The 16,909-nt window shown below is 65.2% G+C and carries 17 protein-coding genes; 6 read left to right on the plus strand and 11 right to left on the minus strand.

Translation table 11 applies throughout. The features are described 5' to 3' along the window. The first annotated feature begins 9 nt into the window (after positions 1-9). On the plus strand, positions 10-861 hold the full coding sequence (locus IPL75_17090) for a hypothetical protein (protein ID MBK9241912.1): 852 nt from the start codon (positions 10-12) through the stop codon (positions 859-861). Here the strand turns inward: IPL75_17090 and IPL75_17095 are convergent. From IPL75_17095 to IPL75_17110, 4 genes are read right to left on the minus strand one after another with little or no spacing between them, the layout of a single operon-like run. After that, positions 852-2,009 (minus strand): metallophosphoesterase, encoded by a 1,158-nt coding sequence (locus IPL75_17095; GenBank protein ID MBK9241913.1) that lies wholly within the window; start codon positions 2,007-2,009, stop codon positions 852-854. The two genes, IPL75_17090 and IPL75_17095, sit on opposite strands and share 10 nt — an antisense overlap. A 6-nt stretch (positions 2,010-2,015) precedes the next feature. After that, entirely contained in the window at positions 2,016-3,089 is a 1,074-nt protein-coding gene (locus IPL75_17100; GenBank protein MBK9241914.1) for an exo-alpha-sialidase, read from the minus strand. Positions 3,090-3,140: 51 nt separating this feature from the next. Next, positions 3,141-3,380, minus strand: coding sequence for a hypothetical protein (locus tag IPL75_17105; GenBank protein MBK9241915.1), 240 nt, complete (start codon positions 3,378-3,380; stop codon positions 3,141-3,143). A gap of 9 nt (positions 3,381-3,389) precedes the next feature. Further along, positions 3,390-3,569, minus strand: coding sequence for a hypothetical protein (locus IPL75_17110; protein ID MBK9241916.1), 180 nt, complete (start codon positions 3,567-3,569; stop codon positions 3,390-3,392). A 280-nt stretch (positions 3,570-3,849) separates the two neighbouring features. Between IPL75_17110 and IPL75_17115 the strand changes: the two genes are divergently transcribed. Next, on the plus strand, positions 3,850-4,329 hold the full coding sequence (locus IPL75_17115; GenBank protein ID MBK9241917.1) for a hypothetical protein: 480 nt from the start codon (positions 3,850-3,852) through the stop codon (positions 4,327-4,329). A gap of 63 nt (positions 4,330-4,392) precedes the next feature. On the opposite strand, the gene IPL75_17120 is transcribed toward IPL75_17115, so the two are convergent. The 3 genes from IPL75_17120 to IPL75_17130 form a co-directional block, all read right to left on the minus strand. Then, positions 4,393-5,349, minus strand: a complete 957-nt coding sequence (locus IPL75_17120; GenBank protein MBK9241918.1) for a sugar-binding protein — start codon at positions 5,347-5,349, stop codon at positions 4,393-4,395. 128 nt (positions 5,350-5,477) lie between these two features. Then, entirely contained in the window at positions 5,478-6,437 is a 960-nt protein-coding gene (locus IPL75_17125) for an ABC transporter permease (GenBank protein MBK9241919.1), read from the minus strand. Beyond that, positions 6,434-7,966, minus strand: a complete 1,533-nt coding sequence (locus IPL75_17130; GenBank protein ID MBK9241920.1) for a sugar ABC transporter ATP-binding protein — start codon at positions 7,964-7,966, stop codon at positions 6,434-6,436. Before IPL75_17130 ends, IPL75_17125 begins: the two co-directional genes overlap by 4 nt. Before the next feature lie 73 nt (positions 7,967-8,039). Here IPL75_17130 and IPL75_17135 point away from each other — a divergent pair, with 73 nt between their 5' ends. Further along, a complete protein-coding gene (locus tag IPL75_17135) occupies positions 8,040-9,188 on the plus strand; it encodes a galactose mutarotase (GenBank protein ID MBK9241921.1) in 1,149 nt (382 codons plus the stop codon). A gap of 12 nt (positions 9,189-9,200) precedes the next feature. Here IPL75_17135 and IPL75_17140 read toward each other — a convergent pair whose 3' ends face one another. Genes IPL75_17140 through asnB form a run of 4 tightly spaced genes read right to left on the minus strand, consistent with a single transcriptional unit; the run spans position 9,201 to position 13,721 of the window. After that, a complete protein-coding gene (locus IPL75_17140; GenBank protein ID MBK9241922.1) occupies positions 9,201-10,286 on the minus strand; it encodes a glycosyltransferase in 1,086 nt (361 codons plus the stop codon). Beyond that, on the minus strand, positions 10,283-11,077 hold the full coding sequence (locus IPL75_17145; GenBank protein ID MBK9241923.1) for an ABC transporter ATP-binding protein: 795 nt from the start codon (positions 11,075-11,077) through the stop codon (positions 10,283-10,285). The genes IPL75_17140 and IPL75_17145 overlap by 4 nt, the downstream gene beginning before the upstream one ends. Then, complete coding sequence (locus IPL75_17150) at positions 11,077-11,850, minus strand: ABC transporter permease (GenBank protein ID MBK9241924.1); 774 nt, start codon at positions 11,848-11,850, stop codon at positions 11,077-11,079. Before IPL75_17150 ends, IPL75_17145 begins: the two co-directional genes overlap by 1 nt. Then, positions 11,847-13,721, minus strand: coding sequence for an asparagine synthase (glutamine-hydrolyzing) (gene asnB / locus IPL75_17155; GenBank protein ID MBK9241925.1), 1,875 nt, complete (start codon positions 13,719-13,721; stop codon positions 11,847-11,849). The genes IPL75_17150 and asnB overlap by 4 nt, the downstream gene beginning before the upstream one ends. Positions 13,722-13,774: 53 nt before the next feature. On the opposite strand from asnB, the gene IPL75_17160 reads away from it, so the two are divergent. The 3 genes from IPL75_17160 to IPL75_17170 are packed head-to-tail and all read left to right on the plus strand — an operon-like array spanning position 13,775 to position 16,879. Then, positions 13,775-14,761 (plus strand): glycosyltransferase, encoded by a 987-nt coding sequence (locus IPL75_17160; protein MBK9241926.1) that lies wholly within the window; start codon positions 13,775-13,777, stop codon positions 14,759-14,761. A 1-nt stretch (position 14,762) separates the two neighbouring features. Next, a complete protein-coding gene (locus tag IPL75_17165; GenBank protein ID MBK9241927.1) occupies positions 14,763-15,710 on the plus strand; it encodes a glycosyltransferase family 2 protein in 948 nt (315 codons plus the stop codon). Next, the gene (locus tag IPL75_17170) at positions 15,707-16,879 is read left to right on the plus strand and encodes a glycosyltransferase family 4 protein (GenBank protein ID MBK9241928.1); all 1,173 of its coding nucleotides are present in this window, start codon (positions 15,707-15,709) and stop codon (positions 16,877-16,879) included. The genes IPL75_17165 and IPL75_17170 overlap by 4 nt, the downstream gene beginning before the upstream one ends. The last annotated feature ends 30 nt before the right edge of the window (positions 16,880-16,909 follow it).

Raw genomic sequence — 16,909 nt, forward strand, 5'->3', positions numbered from 1 at the left:
TTGGCAGTGATGAGCATGTTCCGACGCATCGCCGGTGGCGCAGTTGTGGTCGTGGGCAGTTGGGCGGCGTTGTCGGCGCAACAGGCCGTCGCACCGGCCACCCCGCCAGTCCTCGAAACGGTGGACCAGTATCAGGGCGCGGCCGCTGAACAGTTCCTGGCGAAAGCCAAAGTGAAGACGGTGAAAGACATCGGCATCGGTGTGACGCTGCCGCAGAAGGTCACGCTGGAGCTTGACGGCGTCACCCGATTTGCCGCGTTCAAGACGATCGACGAGAAGCGGCAGGGCATCACGCAACTGGGCAACGCGCCGCCCGACATCAACTTCCAGGACAGCTGGCAGACCGAAATCCCCGGTTACGTCGTGGACACGATCATCGGCCTCGGCATGGTGCCCGCCACCGTGGAGCGCCGGATCAACAACAAGGTCGGCTCACTGCAGTGGTGGGTGGTGTCGATGATGCCGGAAGCCGAACGCGCGAAGCAGAAACTGCAGCCGCCCGACAAGGAAGCCTGGGACCGGGTGGTGCTGAAGATGCGGCTGTTTGACGCGCTCATCTTCAACGTCGACCGCCACGCCAACAACATCCTCGTGACCCACGACTTCCAGTTGCGGCTGATCGATCACTCACGATCGTTCCGGCCTCAGCGCCAGCTCCGCGACCCGCAACTGCTGACCCGCTTTTCAAAGTCGTTGCTCGAAGGACTGGGGCGGCTCGAACTTCAGGACCTGCGCAAGCGCCTCAATCGCTACCTGTCGGCGGCACAGATCAATGGACTGCTGCAGAGGCGCGATGCGATTCTCGAACTCGCTCGCACACGGGTCGCCGAGTTGGGTGAAGCCGCGGTGATTTACCCCTGAGGTCCGCGGAGGGCCGCCGGCGCTCCGCCACCAAGCGACGGCTGCAGTGGCTCCCGCCGGCCTTCGTAAATCACGGTCCACGTGCTGCCGTGAATCTCCAGGGCTGACGGAACGCCCTTGGAGTAGAACTCGCCGTTGAGCATACCGGTATCGATCTGGACGATGCGGCCGTCGTAGCTGGAGCGCATGCGGTAACCATCGGGAACCGTGTGCCCCACGACGAGCGCACGCGCGCCGAGCGCGGCCAGGACGGCCTCAACTTCTGCGGCCCCGATGCCTGGTGTCCCATCCACGAGACCGCGATACCACAACGGCCCGTCAGTGCCCATCAGGAACGAGGTCTCAATGCCGGGATCGGCCATTGTCATCGTGCCAAGTTCCGCGCGGACCCTGGCGTTGATCCCGGCACAGCCCAAGGGCGCGACGGCTGGGCTGGCGCCGCCATGCATGAAGACGATGCCGTTGATCTTGATCACCGCGTCGCGTTCGCGCAGCCAGCGCCCGTAATCGGCCTTCGGCGCAAACGCGAGCTGCATTTCGACCAATCCCAGGGGTGTGGTGTTGAGAAAATCGGCCCGGAACGCGCGCGCGTCGAATTTCGCGCCGGCCGCTTTGGCCTGTTTCTGGCTATCGGCCAGCACCAGTTCGTAGTAGCGATCGCGTAGGCTCTCTGATTCCGGCGTCCGGAATGCGGCATATTCGCCTGGGCCGACATCACGATAGAAGTTCAGCACGCGCATGGCTTCGTGATTGCCCAGCAGGGCGTGCACCTGGCCGCCGGCTTTTGCGGCCTCCTCGGTGAGCTTCCGTAGCAGGTCGATGATCTTGCGCGAATCGGGACCGCGGTCGGTGATGTCGCCGGTCTGCACGAAGATGGCGCGTTCGCCAATCCAGCGCCGGCGGGAATCAATCAGTTTGGCCTCGCGCAGAATGGAGACGAACTTCTCAAATGCGCCGTGTGCGTCCCCGACGGCGACTATGCGTTCGGTGGTCTGGATGTCGCACGGCGCCCCGGAGGCAATCGACGATACCGGGGGCGGCACCGATTGGGCAACCGGGCGTCCGGCTGCACACGCCCACAAGGCGGCGGCAACCGCACTGGCCGACAGGAATCCACGGGACGTACGCCAAGCGTGGCTGTTACGCATGCCTCATTATCGCTGAACCGTTACCACCGTGACGGTGCCCGCCTGCTCCCACGCCACAACGGTCCGGCGCGCAAGCGCCGCGATTGCGGGAAAACGCCCGGCCCCTATCAACGTCGGCGCCCCGCCTTCGCGCCGCAACATGATGCCCGCCGGGGAGTTCCACGCCACGTCCAGATGCTGTCCCGCCAGCGAAATCGCGGGATCGCGCCCGGCTCCGATCCGCAGTTCCGGCGTGCCGAGCGTGTTCAGGTAGACGCCGTCCTCGCGCCGCCAGACCGAGACGACATCCGCCTGCCGAAACACCACACCGCCCCCATCCATCGGGCAGGCGTCGAGCTTCCAGGAACCCGTGCCCGACTTCTGTGCGGGCCTGTAGCTCACTCCGTCGCTGGACCGAGCGATATACAGGTCGCGGTTGCCGTTCAGGGTATTGCGGAACATGACGGCGATCGACCCGCCGGCGTCAATCGCCACCGACGGATGGCAGCACTCGCAGACACTGCCGGAGGGCGATGCGTACGCGAGGCGGTCGGCAGACCACGTGACGCCGTGATCGCGCGACACGGCCGTGTAGATGCGCGTGCCCTTCTCGCGCAGATCAAGCCACGACAAGACGACCAATCCGGCGGGCGTGGCGGTGAGCGCGTGCAGGCCTTCCCGCGCCGACGCCGGCACGTCGTTGATGACAACAGGCGACGCCCAGCTGGCGCCGTTGTCGGCGGATCGATACAGCAGGAGGTCCCCATCGGCGCCGCCACCTTTGGCGGCAGCGATCACTGCGACCAATACCGACTTGTCCGTCGCCGCAATGCGCGGCCCGCGGTGCATCCCGAGCGACACGCGGCCAGGAACGGTAATCCGCACGGGACTCGCGAATGTCACACCGCCGTCTGCCGATCCGACCACACTGATGACGTTGTCTTGTCCGAACGTCAGATAGACGCGGTCACCGTCCGATGCCAGATGTGGCTGGACACCGGTAAATGTCGTCTGTGACCTCACCGAAGCGCGCAGTAGCCCGCCAGCAGGGGCCGTCGCGACCACTGCCACCGCCATCACCGCTACACCGAACATCTTCATGACTTGTGACTATTGTAGGTGTGGTGGAGGAACTGGGGAACTTCGATACGGTTAAGATGGCCAACCAGCCCGATGGCCCAGCAGCCGCCCCCCTCCGATGATCCCGCCCCGGGTGAAGCACCCTTGAGCCGCAGCCTTGCCCTTCCGGCGCAACCCGGCCAGCCACTCACGAAATCGCAGAAGACGTTCAACCGGCTGGTCGCGCAGATCGAACAACGTCGAAGGCGTCTGGACGCTGACAAGGAACTGTTTGAAGAGGCGCTCGTGTACCACGCGCAGCATCTTCGCCACCGGATAGCGTCAGTGGTCACGCTGCGACAGAACGTCGTGCGAGCGCTCGCGCCATTCCTTGATGACCGACGCCTGAAAAAAGGCGACGTCCGGGTCCTCGAGAGCATCCTCATTGGTCAACTCGACGACATCCTCGCTCACGCCGACGTCGTCGAGGATGACGTTCGCGCACTCTTCGAGCGGCTGCACGGCGCAGACTTCACGACCGTCGAAGACGCCGCAATGCAGGCCGCCCGAGCCGACATGGAAGACATGTTCGCGGAAATGGGCACGACGAGACCACCAGGGGGGGGGAAGGGGGGGGCGGGGGGGGGAGCGCCGCCCGGGGCGGAACAAGCGACACGCAGCGGAATCCGAAACCCGTTCACGGTCAACCCGTCGAAGGACCAAACGCGAACAACGAGAGGAGGACCTGCGTCAACGAGCCGAAGAGGCACGCAAAATCAGCCTCGGTTCCATTTACCGGCAGTTGGCGAAGGTGCTCCACCCGGATCTGGAGCAGGATCCTGAACAGCGCACGCGAAAGGGCGCCCTGATGCAGCAGCTCACGACCGCCTACGCGAGCCAGGACCTGCACACGCTACTGCGCCTGCAACTGGAGTGGGTCTACAGCGAGAGCGCCGACATCGCGCGCCTCGCAGACGAGCGCCTCGACGCCTATAACCTCGTGCTGAAGGAGCAGGTAGCGGAACTGGAACGCGCGCGCGCCGCACTGCCCCACAACCCGAGGTTTCAGCCACTAGTTGAGGACAGGGGGCCCTATGGCACGAGAGTCCGCACCAACGGTCCTGCGGAGGCCCAGCGCCTGGACGATGTCGCCAGCGGACTCCAAGGCGCCCTCGAAGCTCTACAGGCCCCCCACGCGCTCAAACACGTCCGCGTGCTCATCCGGGAGCAGCGAGCGGCCGACAGGGTTCGGTTCAGGTTGCCGATACGGTTTCCGTACTGACGCCTAGCGGACACTCGGGCTTGAGGAACAGCCCGAGCTACGTACCGTTCCCCAGTTCCTCAGTTACTTACCTCCCGAGACCATGACCTTCCAGGCCGCCTCGTAGGCGTCCACAGTGGCGGCGGTCACCACGTCCACACCGGAGTCGATGATCGGATTGGCAGGTTTGCGGCCGTTGACGATGCCGTGCAGGAGCTTGATTGGCTCCTCACCCCAGCCGAAGTACTTCTGGCCGAGCAGGACCTGGACCTTGCCCGCGCGCAGCAGGGTAATGGCCGACGGGACCGTATCAAACGACACGAACTTCGTGGTCGGTGGCACCGGAGCGAGCGCGTTGGCGCTGAACACGGGCCAGCCGCCCACCGAAATCCAGGCCCCGAGGTTGGGGTATCGGTTGGTGCCGGTCGCGATGATCTCGCCCGTCCGCACGCTGTCTTCCTTGATATCGTAGGTCTCGAGAATGGTAATGCCGGGGTGCTTCGCCAGGGCTTCCCGCGCGCCCTCGAGGCGCCGGGCGAGGTTGTTGGCGCCAAGACTCGTGATGAACGCCACCGTCCCCTTGCCGTTCAGCATCCTTGCCGTTTCCTCACCCATCACGAGACCCGACTTGTAGTCGTCCACGCCGTAGAACGCCAACCGCTTTGACGCCGGAGCATCCGAATCCCAGGTGACCACCGGAATACCGGCCTCAACCGCGCGATCGATCGTTGGCGTCAGGAAGGAGGCATTCAACACCGAGATGGCAATGCCATCCACCTTCTGGGTGATGAACGACTCGAGCACTTCCTTCTGGCGCAACTCGTCGGCGCGGTCGGGACCGCGATAGATGACCTCCACGCCCAGCTCGGCGGCCGCCCGCTCGCCGCCAATGCGCGCGTAGTCAAACACCGGGATGTCGAGCGACTTTGGAATCAGCGCGAAGCGCAGTTTCTTCGGCGCCGGAGGCGCGTCGGGCGCGCCACCACCACACGCCACCACGCCCATTACCGCTACAGACAAAACCAGCCACAATTTCTTCATCGAGAGCTCCATTGTTCCGGCGCGGCTGAAGCCGCGCGCTACGTACTTTTCCACTTGTCCCCGGGGCTAAAGCCCCTGGGCTCCGAACTCCTGGACTCCTGGACTCCGGGACTCCTGGACCCCGATCCCTATCCTTGCGCCCTTCGCACCATGATCTGGTCCATCACCACGATGACGATGACCGCCAATCCGACGATGACCCGATCATAGAACGTTGCGCCGGGAATCTGCGGCAGTGCGTTACGCAGAACGCCAAAAATCAGCGCACCCAGCACCGCGCCGGCCACCGAGCCTCGGCCACCCGTCAAACTGGTGCCGCCCACCACCGCAGACGCGATGATGTCCAGTTCGTACCCATTGGCGAGGTCGGCCTTGCCCTGCCCCTGCACCACTGCCAGCACCACACCCGAGATCGCCGCGAGGAGGCCGGCCGTGACGTAGGCCGACGTCTTGACCAACCCCACCCGCAGCCCGGAGAACAAGGCGGCGGTTTCGTTGCCGCCCACCGCGAAGATGGCGCGGCCCCACTGGAAGCGCGTCATCAGCACCTGGAAGATCCCGGCCAGTGTCACCATCACGAGCGGCGGGACCCAGTCGATCGAGACACCCGCCACCGTCCAGTTGCGCGGCAGCTTCGCGGAAAGGTCGTAGAAGCGCGCCTCGGTGATGATGTAGCCCGCGCCGCGCCAGATGCCCATCACGCCAAGCGTCGCGATGAACGGCGGCAACCGCATGCCGACAATCAGCCATGACGAAGCGAGGCCCGCCGACAGGCCCACCATCAGGCCCATCACGGCGCTGGCGGTGAGAGACCATTCGGCCTGGACAAAGAAGTACCCGGTCACCACACTCGTCAGGCCAATCACGGCCCCCGAGGCCAGGTCGATGCCGCCGGTGATGATGACAATGGCCGCACCGATGGCCGCGATGCCGTAGATCGACGAGTACTTGAGGATCAGGAGGGCGTTGCCGACGTTCAGAAAGGGATGTCCGCCATCTGAAGGCCACAGGTACCACGTAAAAAACGCGACCTCCAGCACGAGGATCATCAAGGTGCTGACTTCGCGCACCTGCCACAACTTCTTCACACTGTGCCTCCTGTGGGCCGATCAGCCTCGACATTGTGCGTGGCCAGCCGCATCACGGCCTCTTCGGTCGCGCCGGCCCCCGGCAGTTCGCCGCGCAGGTGGCCCTCGCGCATCACAAGGATGCGATCGGCCAGGGCGAGCACTTCAGGCAGGTCGCTCGAGACCATCAGGCAGGCCATCCCCGCATCCGCCTGACGCCGGATCAGGTTGTGAATTTCGAACTTGGCGCCGACGTCCACACCCTTTGTGGGTTCATCCAGCAACAACACCTTCGGCGTAGTCGCCAGCCACTTGCCGGCAACGATCTTCTGCTGGTTGCCGCCCGAGAGCGCGTCGGGCGTGACGCGCAGATGGGGCGTCTTGATGGCAAGCGCCTCGACCTGGACCCTCGCGGCGGCGTCCTCACCTGCGTCGCGAATCACGCTCACGCCCTGCTTTGCGGCCAGCGGCAACACGAGGTTATGGCGGAGCGACAGATTAAAGAACAGTCCCTGCCGCTGCCGGTTCTCGGGCACCAGCGCGAGTCCGGCCCGGGCGGCATCCCGTGCCGAGCGCACGTGGATGGCCTGACCATCAACGGCCACCTGGCCCGCGTCCGCAGCGGCGAGGCCGAAGAGGGTCTCGAGAATCTCGGTACGGCCGGACCCCACCAAGCCGAACATGCCGACAATTTCGCCCGGTGCCACCTGGAAGGACACGTTGTCAAACGCGGGGCGTCTCGAAAGCCCGCGCACGTCGAGCGCTGATGAACTGGGGAACTGGGGAACTGAGGAACTGGGGGCTCGGGGCACGCGCGCTGGTGGCTCACGGCCCACCATGGCCCGCACAATGTCGTCGGAGGGCGTTGTCGCGCGTTCGAATGTGCCGACGAACTGGCCGTCGCGCAGCACGGTAATGCGGTCGCACAGTCGATACACCTCCGGGAGCCGGTGCGAGACGAACAGCACGGTGACACCCTGCTGCCGCAGGCGACCGACCACGCCAAACAAGTGGTCAACTTCGGCGTCGGTCAGCGAGGTTGTGGGTTCATCAAGCACGAGGACGCGGCAGTCGAAGGCGAGCGCACGCGCCACCTGCACCAGTTGCGAGCAGGCTGTCGACACACGTTCCATGGACATGTCCGGGGTCACAGGCACGTGGAGTTGCGTGAGCAACTCCTGCGTGCGCGCGCGCATCGCCCGTTCGTCCAGCATTCCCCAGCGGTTGGTGATCTCGCGGCCAGCAAAAATATTCGCCGTGACCGACAGGTTGGGAAACGCGAGCATCTCCTGGTAGACCATGCCGATGCCGCGTTCCAGTGCCTCGCGCGGACTGGAGAAGTGGATGCGTTCGCCGGCCCACGAGAGTTCTCCGCGGTCGGGCTTGAGAATCCCGGCCAGTATTTTGAGCAGCGTGGATTTCCCGGCGCCGTTTTCGCCGACACACGCATGTGCGTCGCCGGCGGCGATCGTGAAGCTGACGCCGCGCAGCGCCTGTACGGCGCCAAAGGCCTTCGCCACATCACGAAACTCCAACCCGGCAGTTGTCATTCGGCGGCAATCGTATACGATTCCATCGGGTCGGGTCCAGGGTCCAGGGTCCAGGGTCCAGAAGGAGAATGCAATGAGGCGCGCAGCGGTGGCGATAATGGTTGGAATGGTTGCGGTGGGGTGCGGTGGTGGTGAATCATCTCCGCCAATGCCTGCCGACGACATCCGCGTCACCTCGGTGCCTTTTGGCGCCACGGCCGATGGCACGCCTGTGGACGTCATCACACTTCGAAATGGCAAGGGCATCGAAATGACGGTGCTCACCTATGGCGGCATCATCATGTCGCTCAAGACGCCGGATCGAAATGGCGTGGCTGATGACATCGTGATGGGCCACGACTCCGTGGCCGGGTACGAGGCGAACTCGCCGTATTTCGGCAGCCTGATCGGCCGGGTGGGCAACCGCATCGCGAACGGCGCCTTCACGCTCGACGGCAAGGTGTATACGCTCGCGAAGAACAACGGCCCGAACCACCTGCATGGCGGCCTCAAGGGGTGGGACAAGGTGGTCTGGAAGGCCGACCCGTTCCAGGACCGCACCGGAGCCGGCGTTCGCCTCGAGTACACGAGCGCCGACGGCGAAGAGGGGTATCCCGGCAAGGTCACCGCCCACGTGGTGTATACCCTGACGCCGGATAACACACTCATGGTGGACTACCATGCGACCTCCGACAAACCCACGGTCATCAACCTGACCCAGCACAGCTACTTCAACCTGGGCGGCGGCAAAACCACCGACATCCTGGGTCATGAGCTGATGGTCAACGCCGACCGATACACACCCGTGAACTCCACGCTCATCCCCACCGGAGAACTGGCGCCGGTCGCCGGCACGCCCTTTGACTTTCGCGCGCCCACGGCCATCGGCGCGCGCATCAACGACAAGAACACGCAGTTGGACTACGGCAAGGGCTACGACCACAACTACGTGTTGACCCGGGCCGGCACCGGCCTCGAACTCGCCGCGCGCGTCTATGAACCCACGTCAGGCCGCACGCTGGAGATCACCACCACCGAGCCGGGCGTTCAGCTGTACACGGGCAACTTCCTCGACGGCACGATCACGGGCAAGGGCGGGCGTGTGTATCCCTTCCGCTCGGGCTTCTGTCTCGAGACCCAGCATTACCCCGACTCGCCGAACCAGAAGGGGTTCCCCTCCATCGAACTGCGGCCAGGCGGCGAGTACAAATCAAAGACGGTCTTCGCGTTCGGCAGCCGCTAGATCAGGCGACGATCACCACGACGCAGACGCTCGCTCACCGCGGGGCGACAACGCGTGGCGTGTGCGCGCACGTACGCGGTCCCAGGTGGTGGCGCGCGAACCGAGGTTGAAGACAATGAAGTCGCGGAGCGCGCGCTCATCCTGAGAGAGCCGCGCGTGGTCTTCCCTCGGCATGAGCAGGCCATGGGCGAGCGCGATCCTGGCCACAAGCGCGCGCCGGTCTGCGCGTGGGGCGCACAGGCGCTTGAAGGCCTCACGGAATGTCTCCCCTGCGGCCGCATCGCCGAGCTCGGCCCCCACCGCGACGAATCGACGGAAGATTTCGCCGAGGCGCGCGTACTGTGTGAACGGCAACACCTCAGCCACCAGCTCGTCGGCGCGCCCCGGCCCTGCCAGCAGTGCGGCCAGCGCCTCCGCGGCCTGATCGTGCCTCGGCGCCTTCAATTCGTCGTGTGCCATTGGCACAAACAGGCCGTGAAGGTAGGCCACCCGCGCCAGGAGTGACAGCGGATGCGTGCTGTGGCTCAGCGCGTCCAATTGGAACATCAAGCCATAGCTGGCCGCGCGGTACCTGACGCGCGCGCCTTCGAGCACAAACTTGCGGTACGTATAGGACGGCGTGTAGTTGGGCCGGTGTTCCCCCACCGTCGGCCTCGCCGCTCCCTCCATCGCCCCAGTGTGCTCGACGTACTCGGTGCGCCATCCATCGCGAGTCAGGCTGGCGCCAAAGTCGGTGTCAGGGGAGATCGAGTCGGGCATGCCGCCATCGCGAAAGCAGGCCGTGCGGAACATCCTGATCCCGACCACCTGCCCCACCAGTGGGTCGCGGAGCTCGCCGACCACGATCCCGATGCCGGGCCGCATGTGTCGCAGGAGCACTTCCACACACGTGGGGTCCAGAATCATGTCGGCGTCAACCTGGACGAAATACGGCGTGCTGACACGCCGCGCGCCTTCGTTGATCGCCCGGGAGAACGGCGACACGTGCGCAATGACCACCTGCTCGTGCAGCGGCACCGACTGGGTGGCGAGGCTCCTGATGGCCCGTTCAGCGAAGGGCTCCCCGACCGTCAGCACGACGGCGGAGACCTCGCTCATTTTGAGACCTCGACGGGAAGGGACTCCCTGTGTGCCCCGTCGACGGCGCCGGTCTGTGCCTCGACATATCGCGTGACCACAGACACGCTGTCACCAAAGGCGACCACGGTGCCGCGATCCAGCCACAGGGCCTTCGTGCAGAACGTGCGCGCGAAGTCCATGTCATGCGTCGCCACCAGGAAGGTACGGTCGTGGTGCTGCGGTTCTTCGAAGAAGGCACGTGTCTTCTTCTGGAACGACAAGTCACCGGCCGCGAGAGCTTCGTCGATCAGCAGAATGTCGGCCGCGATATGCCGCACCACAGAGAAAGCGAGCCGCGCCCGGGTGCCGGTGGACAGGTGTTTGAGCTTTGTGTATTCGAAGCCGGGAATGCCGGCCCACTCCAGGACCTCGGCCAGAAGCGTGCGCATTTTCGCGGGCTCGACGCCGTACAAGGCGCCGTACATCAGCGTGTTGTCGGACACGCTCAACTCCTCGATCATCCCGACGCCCAGCGAGGTGAGCAACACCATCTCGCCGCGTACCTCGACGCTGCCCGTCGTCGGTCGCAACAGGCCGGCGATGATCTTGAGCAGCGTACTCTTGCCGGCAGCGTTGTTGCCGACAATGGCGATGCGATCGCCGTGCGACACCTCCAGGCTCAGTTCACGCACGGCTCGGCGTGGCTCGGGCGCGACATGGCCGCCTGTGACGGATTCGCGCAACACCCGAAACAGGGTGCGCGGTTCCTCCTCGGCCCTGAAGTTACGGGTCAGTTGCCGAACCGTGATGACCACCGCGTTGTCAGCCATCACAGACGCTCCAACAGCGCCGGCTCGGCGCGACGGAAACCCGCGATTGCGGCGAGCACGACGCCCGCATTGATCGCGAGGAACCCGAGCATCTGGCCGATGGGGGGCCACTGCCCTGCGAGCAGGATGGTCCGGGAAAATCCAATGACCTGTGTCAGGGGATTGAGGAGGGCAATGACCCGGAGTGTGGGCGACAACGCGTCGAGGCTGTAGATGATCGGTGTGCCAAAGAACAGGATTCGCATACCCACATCAAACAGATGTTCGATGTCGCGAACGAACACGTAAATCATCGACAGCAACAGTGAGACCCACAGCACCAGCAGCACCTGCATCAGCACGACGAGCGGCAATGCGACCAGCGCCCACGACACGGGCGCACCACTCAACAGGGCGACGAGCGTGGTCAGGACCATCGAGATGAGGAACTCGGGCAGGTTGGCCAGCACCGCGCTGTAGACCAGGATGTCCTTGGGGAAGATCACCCTGGTCGCCAGACTCCGCATGCGGCCCAGCACCCGCATCGCGGCGCCCGCGCTCTTCGAAAAGTGCGTGAACTGCACGAGGCCCACCAGGAGGTAGACCGGATACAGTGGAATCGCTACGCCAACCTGGCGGCTGAAAAACGCCCACAGCACCAGCAGCATCAACAGTGGATTCAGGAAGGTCCAGAGGTACCCAAGCCCGGTGCTCTGGTCGAGGAGCCGGTGCTGCACGGTGGTCAGTTGTCCAAGTAGCGCGACGTGCCGTCGCGACAGAAGGCGGAAGGTCATCGTGTCGTCCAGACCGTCAACTCACCGGCGGTGTTGCCGGCATGCGCAAACGCTGCGCGAAAGTGCCGCGCCTCCCACAGGGCCAGGCTGAGCAGGCGCCACAACAGCCGGGTGTAGTCTCCCACTCGCGTCAGATGCAGGCGGTAGATCCGCGCCAACGCCTCCTGGCCGATCGTCAGCCCAAGCAGTTCTCCCCGAGACAACACCAGGTCCTCGAACAGGGGGCGAAGCGGTCCGCGCAACCAGGCCGACATCGGCGCTTCAAACCCGCGCTTGGTCGTGGTCTGGAAACCGGCATGCCTCACGAGCGACGCACGCAGCGGGAGTTTGCCGACACTGCGGCGCAGATCGACGGCCGATCGCCAGTCGATACGGGCCGCCACATCCACGACCTCACGGTCGAGCAGCGGCACCCGGACCTCGAGTGAGTGATGCATGCTGGCCCGGTCGACCTTCTGCAGGACACTTCCCAGATGCCCGCTGTATTCGTTCCAGCGAAGCCACAGCGCGAGGGCGTCCACGCCGGATCCACCAAAGTCAAACAAGGTGCACGCGCGCGGAAACGGCGGCAGGTCCGGAAAGACCTCTGCCAGTTGCACCGGATCAACAAATCGCTGCCGGCGCAGTTGCTCGGCTCCAGCCGATGGCCCGCTCGTCGTGGCTGGTGCCCCGCGCACCAGGTCGCGCCACCCCTGCATGGTCAATTTTGATGCCGGCGCCAGCGGATGGATCATGCGGCCCGGGTATCCCCAGAACAGATCGTCGCCACCGTCACCGCTCAGCACCACCGCGACCTGTTCACGCGCGACGCGGCTGATGAGCATCGTGGGAAACAGCGAGTAGTCGTCGTGCGGTTCGCTGCTGGCGGCCACCACCTCGTCGAGCAACTCGATAGCGTCGGCTGGGACGATTTGCCTGACGACATGGTGCAGTCCCAGCGCTTCCGCATACCGCCGCGCATCGGGAGACTCGTCAAGAGAGTCGCCGTTGGTGCCCAGGGTGAACGCGGGAAAGTTCATCGTGGTGGCCTCGCGCATTTTGGCCGCCACCAACGGCGAGTCAATACCGCCGGACAAAAAGACGCCCAACGGCACATCACTCACCATCTGTCGACGGACGGCCGAGGTCACGGCGGCGTCAACAGCATCATAGGCGGCTTGGCCGAACAGGTCGGGTTCGGGACTGCGCGGGAACGTAAAGTGCCGGCCCTCCTCACACCGCCCGGTATGATCGACCGCCAGCCACGCGCCGGCGTCCAGGGCCATGGTGCCGGCCACGAGCGCAAAGGGTGGAGGCACGTACCCGAGATGCGCATAAAGCGCGAGCCCCTCGGATGTCACCGCACCGCCGCGAGCCCACGGATGCGCCAGAATCTGGTCATACTGCGACGCAAACAGCACCCCGTCGCGGTGGCGCAGGACGTAGAGCGGCTTGATGGCGGCGTGGTCGCGGGCCAGCAGCAACCGCTTCGTGAGCGTGTCGTAGAAGGCCAGGGCGAACATGCCGTTGAAAGACGCCAGCGCCGCATCGCCGAATTCTGCCAGGGCGTACAGAACCACTTCGGCATCGCCGGTGGAGCGAAACGTGACGCCCCGGTCCTGCAGTTCCTTGCGAATCTCTCGAAAATTATAGAGTTCGCCGTTGAAGACGAGCGCATAGCGCCCGTCGCGGGTCAACATCGGTTGGTGGCCGGCTGGGGAAAGATCGAGGATTGAGAGGCGCCGGAACCCGAGCAGGCAACACGCGTCGTCGGACCAGAGGCCGGCGTCGTCCGGCCCCCGGCGTGACATCCGGTGCACGGCGCTGGCTACGTCCCCGCGGAACACCTCGGCGGGGCCATCAAACGTCAGCAAGCCGACAATGCCGCACACGCGCTCAGATCTCCCGGCTCGCGAAGTTTCCCCTATGATAGTGCGTCGCCGCCATGCAGACGGTGACTTCGCGGCGTGTCATGGACGAAATTATCGTATCAAACGACCGGGTTGATGACACGAGGGCACCACTGTTCTCGATCGTCATTCCCACTTACGCGCGGCCGCAGATCCTGCGGGAATGTCTGACTGCGGTCTCGCGGCTGAATGCACGCGAGAACTTCGAGGTCATTGTCGTGGACGACGGAAGTCCGGAACCTGTGGGTCCCGTGGTCGAGGCATTCAGCGAGACCCTGCCAATCCGGCTGCTCCAACGGCCACGCGGCGGCCCGGCCCTGGCCCGCAACACGGGAGCCAGCGTGGCGCGCGGCCGGTATCTGGCGTTCACCGACGACGACTGCCGGCCTGCGCCGGATTGGCTGACGGCGCTTGGGACCGCGTTTGAACGTGACGGCCGCCGCCTGCTCGGCGGCCGTGTGGAAAATTCGCTGGTGCACAATGCGTATTCCGAGGCGAGCGAACGGATCGGCCAGTTCGTGTACGAGTACAACCGCAACATCGGCGCTCAGGAGCCATTCTTCACGACCAATAACCTCGCGGTCTGCGCGGAGCACTTTCGTGACGTCGGCGGCTTTACCAGCCTGATTCCAAGCGCCACCGCAGAGGACAAGGAATTTTGTGACCGCTGGCGGGCGCACGGCCTTCCGCTCGCACACGTGCCCGACGCCGTGGTGTTTCACGCCCACCATCTGTCGTTCAGGGGATTCGTGCGGCAACACTACAACTATGGCCGGGGCATTCTGGCGTTCCGCCTGCTCAGGCGTGGGCGCGGAAACACCCAGGGCATGGTGCCCGAACCGCTGACGTTTTACCTCGATCTGCTGGCGTCACCGCTTCGGCATCACACCCGAGCCAGACGGTGGCGGCTTGTGGGCCTGCTGGCATGCTCGCAAGTGGCGACCGCGGCCGGCGCGCTGGTCCAGTTGCTCCGCTGGCGTCAGTTGAAGAGGGTTCGCGCGACCACGACGACCGAGGCTTGAGGTGGGCGCCATTCCGTCGGTTTCCGTTGTCATTCCCACCTACCACCGGCCCGATCTGGTGCTGCGCGCGGTGCGCAGCGCACTCGACCAGACCATGGCCGACCTCGAAGTCATCGTCGTGGTGGACGGGCGTGATGCGGCCACGTGCGATGCCCTGTTGACCATCGCCGACGCTCGCGTCCGAGTCCACGTGCCTGATCGCCACCTGGGGAACGCTGACGCCCGCAATGCCGGCGTGGCCATCGCGCGCGCGCCGTGGGTGGCGTTCCTGGATGACGACGACGTCTGGATGCCGGCGAAACTCGAACGGCAGCTCTCGACCGCCACCGCAGTTTCGGCTCCCCGCCCGATTGTGGTGTGTCACATGGTTGCGCGCAACGCCCACGGTGACAGGACGTGGCCCAGGCGCCTTCCCGAGCCGGGCGAGGACTGGAGTGAGTACTTCTTCTGCCGCCGCACGCCATTCACCGGTGAAGGCATGGTGACGCTGTCGACGATCTTCACGTCACGAGCGCTGCTGACCGAAGTCCCGTTTTCGAGCGGGCTGGCGCATCTGGTGGATCCCGACTGGATGCTGCGCGCGCTGCGAACGCCAGGCGTGACCATGACCTTTGTGCCGGACTCGGAGCCGCTGATCGTCTGGCACATCGAGCATGACCGGCCCCGCATCACCAACCGGCGTGACTGGACCACGGCGTTCGACTGGGGCCTCCGCAACCGGCACCTGTTCTCCCCGCGCGGCTATGCGGCGTTTGTGCTGCATGTGGTCGGCTCCAACGCGGCGGCGCAGCGCGACCGGCGCAGCTTCTTCCCGTTGCTGAAGGAGGCACGTCTGAAGGGGCAACCGGCATTGGTCGACGTGGCGTCACATGTGGCGAACTTCGTGCTCCCGCCGGCGGTACAACGACACGTGGCGATGTGGTACGCGCGAGCGACAACCCGCGCATGAAAGTGCTGCTGGTCAACGACTACGGCGTACTCGCCGGTGGCGCCGAGCGCATCACGGTGGACCTGCGTGACGGCCTGCGCGCCCGTGGCCACGATGCCCGCCTGCTGGCCAGTTCCGCCGGAGCCCCGGCACAAGCCAGCCTCGCGGACTACACGTGCCGCGGCTCGAATGGCACCGGGCGGCTCCTGCTCCAGGCCTGGAACCCATGGGCAGTCAGTCGCCTTCGACAAGTTCTGGCTGAGTTTCAACCCGACATCGTGCACGTCCGCATGTTTCTGACACAGCTGTCACCGGCTGTGCTCAAGTGGCTGCCGCCGGATCGGTCTCTGCTGCACATCGGCAACCATCAGACGATCTGCCCTCTCAACTCGCGTGTGCTGCCCGATGGATCGCGTTGTGGCGTTCGTGCCGGCGTGGAGTGCCACCGGCAACGATGCGTCTCCACGTTTGGACTCGGGCGCACACTGCTCCAATTGCGTACATGGCGGCGTCACTCCCCGGTCTTCCGATGTGTGGTGGCCAACAGCCACGCCATCGCCGCGACACTTCGCGAGAACGGCGTGCCGGTGGACACGGTGATTCCAAACGGCACGAGAGTCGTGCCCCCACGTCCGTCGCTCACCGGCCCGCCGACAGTCGTCTTCGCCGGCCGCCTGGTGCCGCAAAAGGGCCTCGACCTGCTGGTGCAAGCCATGGCGATCGTGGTCACGCATCAGCCTGACGCCCGTCTGGTCATCGTGGGGGACGGTCCGGATCGGGCACGCATCGAGGAACTGATCGGGATGCTCAAGCTTCGCGACCGCGTGCAGTGGCGCGGGCACATTCCGCACCCCGCGCTCGCCGAGGCTCTCGGAACAGGCTGGGTGCAGGTGCTTGCGTCGCGGTCGCCTGAGCCCGGGGCCAATGTCATCCCCGAGGCGATGATGCGCGGCACTGCCGTCGTGGCCACACGCTTTGATGGCGCGCCCGAGGGATTGCGAGACACCGTCACGGGATTTCTGGTGCCGCCATTCGACGTCCAGGCGCTGGCCGACCGGCTGGTCACCCTGCTGGGAGACCGCGCCCTGGCGGAGCGCATGGGCCAGGCCGGCCGCGACGTGGCGCTCGCGGAACTGACCACAGACCTGATGATCGACCGGTTTGAGGCGGTCTACGCGACGCTGGGATGACTTCGCCTGGTTGCGTTGCCTCGCCGATTG

The sequence above is a fragment of the Acidobacteriota bacterium genome, from assembly GCA_016716905.1.
GTDB lineage: Bacteria > Acidobacteriota > Vicinamibacteria > Vicinamibacterales > SCN-69-37 > SYFT01.